The organism is Acidobacteriota bacterium (genome assembly GCA_016208495.1).
GTDB lineage: Bacteria > Acidobacteriota > Blastocatellia > Chloracidobacteriales > Chloracidobacteriaceae > JACQXX01.
On record JACQXX010000103.1, the window covers coordinates 90,721 to 99,704 of the forward strand.

The 8,984-nt window shown below is 49.6% G+C and carries 6 protein-coding genes; 2 read left to right on the plus strand and 4 right to left on the minus strand.

Annotated features, from left to right (window positions below; translation table 11 throughout):
* Positions 1-22: 22 nt before the first annotated feature.
* On the minus strand, positions 23-964 hold the full coding sequence (locus HY774_21050) for a sulfotransferase (protein MBI4750976.1): 942 nt from the start codon (positions 962-964) through the stop codon (positions 23-25).
* 169 nt (positions 965-1,133) lie between these two features.
* Between HY774_21050 and HY774_21055 the strand changes: the two genes are divergently transcribed.
* Together HY774_21055 and HY774_21060 are read left to right on the plus strand one after the other, a co-directional pair.
* Positions 1,134-2,165, plus strand: a complete 1,032-nt coding sequence (locus HY774_21055; protein ID MBI4750977.1) for a Gfo/Idh/MocA family oxidoreductase — start codon at positions 1,134-1,136, stop codon at positions 2,163-2,165.
* Between the two features lie 69 nt (positions 2,166-2,234).
* Positions 2,235-3,659, plus strand: a complete 1,425-nt coding sequence (locus HY774_21060) for a radical SAM protein (protein ID MBI4750978.1) — start codon at positions 2,235-2,237, stop codon at positions 3,657-3,659.
* A gap of 374 nt (positions 3,660-4,033) precedes the next feature.
* On the opposite strand, the gene HY774_21065 is transcribed toward HY774_21060, so the two are convergent.
* From HY774_21065 to HY774_21075, 3 genes are all read right to left on the minus strand, one after another.
* Entirely contained in the window at positions 4,034-4,585 is a 552-nt protein-coding gene (locus tag HY774_21065; protein ID MBI4750979.1) for a hypothetical protein, read from the minus strand.
* On the minus strand, positions 4,578-7,310 hold the full coding sequence (locus HY774_21070; protein MBI4750980.1) for a hypothetical protein: 2,733 nt from the start codon (positions 7,308-7,310) through the stop codon (positions 4,578-4,580). Before HY774_21070 ends, HY774_21065 begins: the two co-directional genes overlap by 8 nt.
* Before the next feature lie 288 nt (positions 7,311-7,598).
* Positions 7,599-8,948, minus strand: coding sequence for a hypothetical protein (locus HY774_21075; GenBank protein MBI4750981.1), 1,350 nt, complete (start codon positions 8,946-8,948; stop codon positions 7,599-7,601).
* Positions 8,949-8,984 lie beyond the last annotated feature (36 nt).

Sequence of the window (8,984 nt, forward strand, 5' to 3'; positions counted from 1 at the left end):
TAAAGCCTTCACGACAGGGGGGTTAGCGAAGCCAGTGACTGAGTCCGCGACCAGTCAGCTTTTCCAGCCGTTCAACTTCAGGCCGAAAAATTTCAACCAGATGCTGGCGGGTGGCTGGATTCAGTTGCTGTTTGACAAAAAACTGACGGGCATACCAGCCTTCCCAGGCACGATAGGTCCGATCAATACTCCGCAGACACCAGGGGGGAAGTGCCCGTTTAACGGCCTGTTTGGCGGGATAGTCATCAATGACAAGGCGTTCGATGGTCAGGTAAGCGGTTTGGAGAATAGAAGATTTGGGGACACCTCCGGGATTGTAATGTGTCTTGGTGTCAGCGACAACTGTTGAATCAATTTTCAGAAAGTGAAAGATGGTTTTTAAGGTCTCTTGAGGGGATTTTTGCAAGTCTTCAAAAAACAGAATTAAGAATTGATCACGTGGGAACAGCTTAAAAAACGTTTCCAGATGGGTCGCATACAGGCCATTCCACATAAAATTGTGACCCCATAGCCAGCCTTCTGAACGCCGGGTTTCCTCTTTGGCCAGGGCATCTTCAAACGATTCCGCTAACTGTTGCCGCCGCAGGCACATTTGAAAACTGGAAAACGCCCGATCCACCGGATTGCGAAGGATAACGATCATTCGAACTTCGGGAAGCACCTGGTAAATTCGCTCAGCCGCTCGATTCTCTGACAGATAGGCAATTGAAGCTTCGCCAATGGCCTGGTGTTCTTTGGCCTGGTCAAAGAGCGCCTGATACGCTTGAAAACTCTGAATCGGAAACCGGCGGTCATAATATTCAAGCATCTGGCCTGAATACTGGTTTCGGGGAGGAATGTCGCTAAAGAAGTTTGGCTCTTTGAGCACTGGCATAAACAGACTGGGGTGCTGCTGCAAATAAAAGTGGAGCGAGGTGGTCCCACATTTGGGCGCCCCGATAATGAGAAAATTTGGAAGCGGCATAACGTCCGAGTTGGGAAATAAGAATAGTTCTGCGGTAGAGAATGTGCTTGATGAGGTAGAACACCTGTGATACTAACACTTTGCAACCTGGTCATACATCCCATTTTACTTCCTGTTTCACCTCAAACTCATTTTGGAATTGCGGTCTGGTTGATTACCTGAGCCTGGCATGAATCAATTGTCATTTGGTGTCATTGGGTGCGGAGCGCTGGCGCAAAGTGTTCACCTGCCGCTATTGCGCGGGATGAAGGGAGTTCGGGTGACGGCGGTGTGTGATTCCAATCCAGAGCGGCTCACTCAAGCAGTTCACTGCTTCTCATATCCGGTGCATCATTTTTCTAATTTTCGTGAATTGCTTGCCTCGGGCGTAACACAGGCAATTCTTGTCAGCACGCCCCCGGATTCGCACGCCGCCATCGCCGGGGAGGTGCTCAAGTCAAACAACCATTTATACCTTGAAAAACCAATTGCCACGGATCTGACTGAAGCCCGTGAGTTAGTGACCGTAAGCCGAGTCCAGTCAGTTGTTTCCACGATTGGGTTTAATTTTCGGTTTCATCCACTTTTGGTTGACCTCAAACACCTGCTTGAAACTCAATATCTTGGTCAACCACTCTTTGCCCGGTCAGTTTTCTCAACTATTGCCCAGAGCCGGCCTCACTGGGCCAGGACTGATACGATTGCGGGTGTTTTCCAGGAACTTGCTTCCCATGAAATTGACCTTACGCGGTTTTTGTTTGGATGTGACATCCACCAGGTTTTTGCTCAATCCATCATTGACCCGTCAAGCATCTGCCTGGATCTTCACTTGACCAATGGGGGTGTTGCCCAGGTGTTTTGTTCGCTTCAATCAAATGAAACGGCCCAATATGAAGTCTTTGGAACACTGTGTTCCGCCAGAGTTGATCGCTATCAAAGCTGGAAGGTCAGGATTTGCCCTCTCCGGGCTGAGGGGAAAGCTGGTGCAATCCTGCGCGCCGTGAAAGAAATATCTGGTTTCCCATATGCGCTCCGCCGCTGGCGAGCACCGGCGAATGAGGTGTCATATGCTCGGATCCTTTCAGCCTTTGTTGAAAAGATCCGAACTGGTCACGGTACACTTCCCACGCTGGAAGACGGCTTGCGGTGTTTGGCCATTGAGCAGGCGGCGGTTGAGTCGCTTCACATAAACAGACCAATCGAACCAACGCTTGATTTTTGAAACAAATGACCACCAAAAGCCACCTCATTGAAAGTTCGTGAATTTATTTTTAAGCGAGGAGCTCCAGCAATGACTCAAACTCAATCAGGTTTGCACCAGGAGATTTTCGAGACAGCGCTTGCGCTGGCAACTCCAACCGGAGCGGTGAACCAACCAAAATTTGTGAAGACGTTCACCCGTGCGCTCAACCGGCGTGGGATTATGTGGCTTGGCCAGACCTGCAACTTGAGATGTCATTTTTGTTATTACCTGGATCGGATTGAAAACCCGCAGCATCCAGAACATGGCTTTATGTCATTAGACAAAAACCGCCGCATCTGCGATACCCTGGTGGAGGTCTATCACAATACTTCGGTTGATATTCAGGGAGGTGAACCCACCTTGATGCGTGAACTCCCAAACCTGATTCGGCATTGTTCGGCGATTGGGCTTGATGCCACGGTAATCACCAACGCGCAGGTATTGGAGCACCGAAAAATCGTGGACCAGTATCAGGAAGCCGGGATTCGGGATTTTCTGCTGAGTATCCAGGGGTTGGGCGAGGTCTATGATCAAATTGTTGGACGGCCCGGCGCGCATATCCGTCAGATGAAAACGCTCCGCAATCTGCAAGAAGCCGGTGTTACTTTCCGAACCAACACGGTTCTGGCTCGTCAGGTGTTACCTCAGCTTCCATTTATTGCAGAGCTGGCGATTCAAACTGGAGCGCAAGTCGTGAATTTTCTTGCTTTTAACCCCTTTGATGACCAAAGTCTGGCGGGGAAACGGAGTATTGAAGGGGTTCCAAGGTACAGTGAGATCTTTGAATTTCTGAGTCCAGCGCTTGACCGACTCGAAGCTGCCGGTGTTGAGGCAAATGTTCGATACCTGCCATTGTGTGTCGCGCCGGAACGTCATCGAAAGGTCATGCACAACTTTCGGCAGATTCCATATGACCTGCACGAAAATGACTTTGCAAGCTGGTCCTGGACCGGGCTGTCTCCCCAACGTGAAACACACGCCGAACTCTCTCCGCCAATTGCATTTGGCCCACGGATCAAGACCGGGTATTTGCAACCGATTCTTCATCAAATCAAGAAATTACCTGCCGTGGAACGGGTTTTGAAAACCGCGAAGTCACAGGTTGAGCACCAGATGGCCAATCTGTATCAGACCGTCCATTCTTCTGAATCAATCGAGGATTTGTATCAACAGGACGCCCGACTTCGAGCCCAAGACCACTGTGGATATCGGTATGTTCCAGCCTGTGCCAGTTGCGACGTCAGATCAATTTGTGATGGGTTTCACGGGGACTACGCCGATCTGATGGGAGAAGCCGATGCCCACCCAATCAAACTTGGTCGTCAGGTCACGGATCCAATCCATTTTATCCAGGCTCAGGAGAAGTCAGTTCATCCCACCGATTTTGCCTGGCTCGAACAGGCCCAGATTTCACGACCGCCCCTCACTCAAAACATTGAGCGGTCAGGGCCCAGGGCAGAAGCGCCAGGATAAGGAGTTTAGGCTCGCAGGGCTGCCGTATAATAGCCGTGGTGCGAAGCCCACGGTCACGGCCAGAACGGGATCCAGGCCCTACAAGAGCATCGTTCAATGCCGACGGAAAGGATACAGGGTTTCTTAAGTACCTTACCGAAAATTTCCAGACATTTTGAACCACGAAACACACGACATACACGAAAAGAATCAAACACTTACCAAATCCAATATCTCAGGAAATTTATGACAAGGTACTTATACCATTTTGGGCTGAGGGTATCGGGCTAAAGGCTGAGGGAAATACATTTTCATCAGTAACTTAGCCTCTCAAAAATGCGATAGCTTCATTCCAAATTGGTATTATTCTGGCGCATATGATGAATCCCGGCTGGTTATTGCTCTGGTGAGTTGTTCTCCAAAATATCCAGAAAAACCCGAATCGTTTTGCCTTCGATGAGCGCCACATCATAGTTGCGACCACCTCCGAAGTTTCCATTGACAATTCTGGTATCGAGACTGGTTGAGGTGCTTTCATACCGAATGACCGGCACCCCATTGGCCAAAAGAATCCGATTGGTTGGGTTTGCTTCGTCCTGGGCCAGCACCAGCACTGACCCATTTCCAGCCTGTGGTGCCTGGGCAATTCCCAGGAGCTTGAAGTTTTCCGGAAGTGAAAATTCAGTTGAGGCCAGGTAGTTTCCGCTTCCATCGGTTGAATAAACCCGTACCCGGTCGTCTCCCAACACCAGCAGGTCAGTTCCATTGTAGACAAAATCCACCGTTCCAACCGCAGGGATCACATCGCGAGTGACGATTTCCGATTCAATCGGAGTCCCAAACGTCGTGGCTGAAGTCCGAGGGAACACCAGAAGTCGGCGCTGGTTGTCTCCATCTTCAGCAATGGCGATGACGTCAACCAGGTCATCCTGATTCACATCAAGCACTTTCAACCCTCGGAGCGGGGTTGAACTTGGAGCCGGAACCACAATCGGTGGGCCGAAGGTTCGGTCTGGCCTTTCGGCTCGAACGGTCAATTCCGTTCCGCCAGTTACTTTTAAGAAAGCATAAACCTGTGGGCCGAATTTCAAACGGATCGCTTCCAACGATACCAAGGTCTCGATCCAAATAAACGGTGACTGCTTGTTGAGGTTGGCCAACGGGTTGAGCCAAAATATCGAGTTCAAAATCTCGGGACGTATTGAACTGTCCAGATTCGGCACTGAGCGTCGCGCCAAACGGCATGTTGAACCGGGAATCAAAACTGAAGGAGCCGGTTCCGGAGCTGAAATAGATCCGACTGGCCTGGTCAGCAAATCCAATGAACAGGTCATCCGGCCCGTCCCCACCAAAATTCCAGGTGACCACCGACGTCACATCGGAGGGAAGCAAGGTGACTTTGGTTTGGGAAACGGTGATCAGGCCCAGATCGGTTGTGCCTCCACGAACCACCGACACCCAGGCGGAACGTCCCTGGTAGCCCTCGATTGGCTCCTCAACCCTGGCCGAAACTGCTTTTCCAAAGGGCAGGGTGGGCACACCGACAAACTCAAAGAAGCCGCCAGCATCGGTGACTGTGGTTTGGTTATCGCTGTGGAGCGTCACCTGGGCATTGGCGATACTGATTCCAACCGGGGTCACCACTCTTCCAGTCACGGTCGTCAATGGATCTGGCGCAATGGAAATCGTCACCGGTGCGGCTTCCCCGACATTCCCGGCGGAGTCAATTGCCCGGGCTTCAAACGTGAGTTGCGTTCCCGGCGCGGCATTGGGCACGGTGTAGGACAGTTGGAACGGCGCTTCGGTCAAATTCGCGGCAACCTGGCCGTTGACTTTGATTTCGACTCCGACCACGGCAATGTCATCGGTGGCGGAAACCGTAATCGGGAAAGTTTCGCCTCCCACAACCGTCAGGTCAGCCGTTGGCGATGTAATTTCGGCCTGCGGAGGCACGTCATTCCGATCTGTCTGGTTGTACTGGCTGATGATAAGTTGGGAATCTCCGGTTCGCTGGTTTTGATTGCCGTTGATCGCAGATGCTGTCAGGTAGGTAAACGACTCATCCACGGCAATTCCAGTTGCAAACCGGTAGCGGTTGATACCGCCGGGTACATCCAGGCGTGACGCTGGAACCACCCCAGCCAGGACCGCACGCGACTGGTTTTCAGGCACAACATACACTGGAATAAACCCGACTGAAAGCCCTCGACCAACCGCACTAAAGATCAAGTTTCCCTGGACTTCCAGATCGGAAAGAATCGTGAGTTCGAGCGGTGTCACCCCAGCGATTTGTGGAGACTCAGGGTCCTGGACATTGACTGAAAGCAGGCCATTCTCAAATGTTTCCGACGACCGTCCAGCAATCAGCGCGGTTGAGCCGAGGACCGCCACATCAAGATTGACCGGTCCGGTTGCCGCCGTCCCACGGAGTTGCGGCACCGCTGGATTGGACATATCAATCACCAGCAACCCACCATTTCGAACCGCCAGAAATGCCAGTTGGCGGCTGTCATCCACATCCACGGCATTGGCAAACTGGGTCGCTGGATCTGGGAGCGAGTACGTTCCCACTTCATACGGTGAGAACGGAGAGGCAATGTTGATGATCTTGAGACCGGTTTCACCGGCGGCGACATAGGCATAGTCACCTTTGACGACCAGGTCCACCGCATCTCGGAATGGAACTGTTGCGATCACCTGCGGATTGGTCGGATCGGAGATATTGACCACCGACAACCCACCTTCGGCACAGGCCAGGTAGGCAAAATCCCCAGCAATGCGAATATCATTGGCGCTTCCGTCCACATCTACGGCGCCAATCAGCTTCGGGCTGGCGGGCTGGCGGGCATCCACGATTTGTAATCCGGCAACCCCAGCCGCCACAAAGGCAAGCTGATTTTTGACTTCGACATTATTGGCCGAACCTGGAATCCGGATGTTGCCGACCAGCGATTCATTGAAATTGGTCACGGCGACCAGGGTATCCGAGACCAGAGTGGCATTCCGCACCCGAATGGTGGTCGACCCAGGGGCAACGCCAGCAATTTTCCCTGCCGTATCCACGGCGGCAACCGAAGGATTGAGGGACTGAAAACTGGTTGCTGGATGAGCGGTCAAATCAAGGGTTTCACCGGTGTCAAACGTGCCAATCACCGAAAGCTGAACCGGTTGTTGTGGCACAATCGTGCCGACGCTCAACCCAATCGAACGTGGTGTCACCGAGAGTGAAACCAGCCGTGGACCATTGTCCGGCGGGAAGCTCGCCGGGTCTTTCGGGTCGTAGCCAAGCTGGATTTCCGTGCCGTCGTCAATCCCATCCCCATCCGAATCAGCACTGTTCGGGTTGGTCCCAAGGGCCACTTCATCACCGTTGGTCAGACCATCGCCATCCGGGTCGGCATCAGCGTCGGATGGGTCGTTAGGATTGGTGCCGTTTTGGAGTTCGGCATCATCCGGCATCCCGTCATGGTCGGAGTCCACGCTAAAGATAAATGGTCCGGCATTGACTGATCCCCAGGGAATGAGGGCAACGGTGGCTGTCCGGCCTGTAATTGTAGGTTGAGGTGAATTTTGCGGGAAGACCACAACTGTTGGGATAAAAACCAGGAACGTAATGAGATAAAGTCCTATTGCTTTCCGCTGAAATAATTTCTGATCGTTTTGTTGAGTCATTGATCTTCACCACTTTTCTTGTTTTTAGGAAAAACTGGTTGCAAGTTTTTCTCTCCTCCTAATCGAGAGAAAATCAACTTCCTGAGGCTAAATTCTTGTTGTTCATTCCGACTAGAAGGGCATCTTTTCAATCTTGGACAAATACTTCAATTGGTTTTAACCGATTGACAATATAGGCTTTGCTCTGACTTCAAAACTCGCAACCAATTCAAAGACAAGTTGGCTCTTTGGTATTTGCCGTGACAATTGGCATTTTGATTAAGATTCGAACCGGTAAATTCTTTAGAATCAATAGAGGCAGTTCAACCCAGATCCAAGATCAATCTGATTAGATGTCGTTTCATTGATATTTCCAGTGCTACGTTTAAACAAAATCTTACCTGGATGTTTTAGATCGTTCCCACCCCTTACTAATGAATGTCTTAATTTCCAATTATTACCCCTTGGCGTTGAACACATTGAACCATCTGGCGCTTCACCAAACGGCCTATTCCCTCCTATATTTACTCTGACAAATTCTCTGAAATCATACTCAACTATTCGACTATATCTATAACTTTCTAAGTTTTCTTGTGGCCCACCACCTGGTGCATCAATACTATAAATATAGTCTAGCACGCTAACATCTGACTCAGCGTGGTTATGAGGATCGTCATTTGGTGTTTCTATGTATGTTGGACACGTGGTAGCAGGAATGCTAGTTGTGTCAGGATACTTTTTACCTTTACTTTCATTCACAGTCACATCTGTTCCACAAGCTTGTCTTGAAACATCAAATATCACTATCTTTTTATTGTGGTATTCCCATATCCCTTGCGGAAATAGCTTCGCACGAAAGACTATTACATTATTAAAAGTTTTGTCAGGGTTAGGCACAGGGTTTGCGCCTTTATAGTTTAATATATTAAGACCTGCTGATAAAATACCATTTTCTCTTATTATTTTCCCAACATTTGAAAGATTAATAAATGGTTGATCATCAGTAGGAGGAAGTAGATCACTGTTATTATGATAAAAAGAATCAAATTCTGCCCAAACCCCAGTTAAAGTAACAGTATCCGTTAGTCCTTTATAACTTAACTGGATATTCTTGTCTTGCAAGGTTAGGCTTTTCTCTGTAAGCTCAACCCAAACAGTTAAGGGAAGTGCTGAAATATTAAACTCACGAGTCAAAACCTCAACTTCCTTTGTATCCTTTTCCCAGAGTTTAATTGAGGGTGAACTCAATTGAATTTGTACTTTTTCTATTCCCGGAGGTACCGGGGTTGGCGGTTGTATTAATAATTCCATTAAATCAACTTCGGAATACACACTTGATTTTACAGATTGGTCAATACTGTCTATTACTTTATCATCGTCGGTGTCGTTTAAATTTGCGACTGTGAAAGCTCCCCTTGTCTCTTCATCTTTCTCGGAAACAACTGCGCCTAATCCACTTTTTGGAATCTTTTTCCCTGAATCAAAAATAACTAAATTCACGCTTAACGAAGTGGCAACAACCTTATCAGTAATTCCCTGATAACTTGTTTTAACCTCAATAGATAATCCGATAAAGTAAAAATGGGGTAAGCTCCCGCTGCCTACCTGTCGGTAGGCACACGTCTGCCCTTGCGGATCGTCATCCGACGATCCGCCCAAATTGAATCAGCCCGACGACCGCTGAGGCCACCATCG

Bases quoted from the DNA above. Each gene is read 5' to 3' on its own strand.
- HY774_21060 (MBI4750978.1), top strand. From the start codon at position 2,235: ATGACTCAAACTCAATCAGGTTTGCACCAGGAGATTTTCGAGACAGCG.
- HY774_21050 (MBI4750976.1), bottom strand. From the start codon at position 964: ATGCCGCTTCCAAATTTTCTCATTATCGGGGCGCCCAAATGTGGGACC.
- HY774_21070 (MBI4750980.1), bottom strand. From the start codon at position 7,310: ATGACTCAACAAAACGATCAGAAATTATTTCAGCGGAAAGCAATAGGA.
- HY774_21055 (MBI4750977.1), top strand. From the start codon at position 1,134: ATGAATCAATTGTCATTTGGTGTCATTGGGTGCGGAGCGCTGGCGCAA.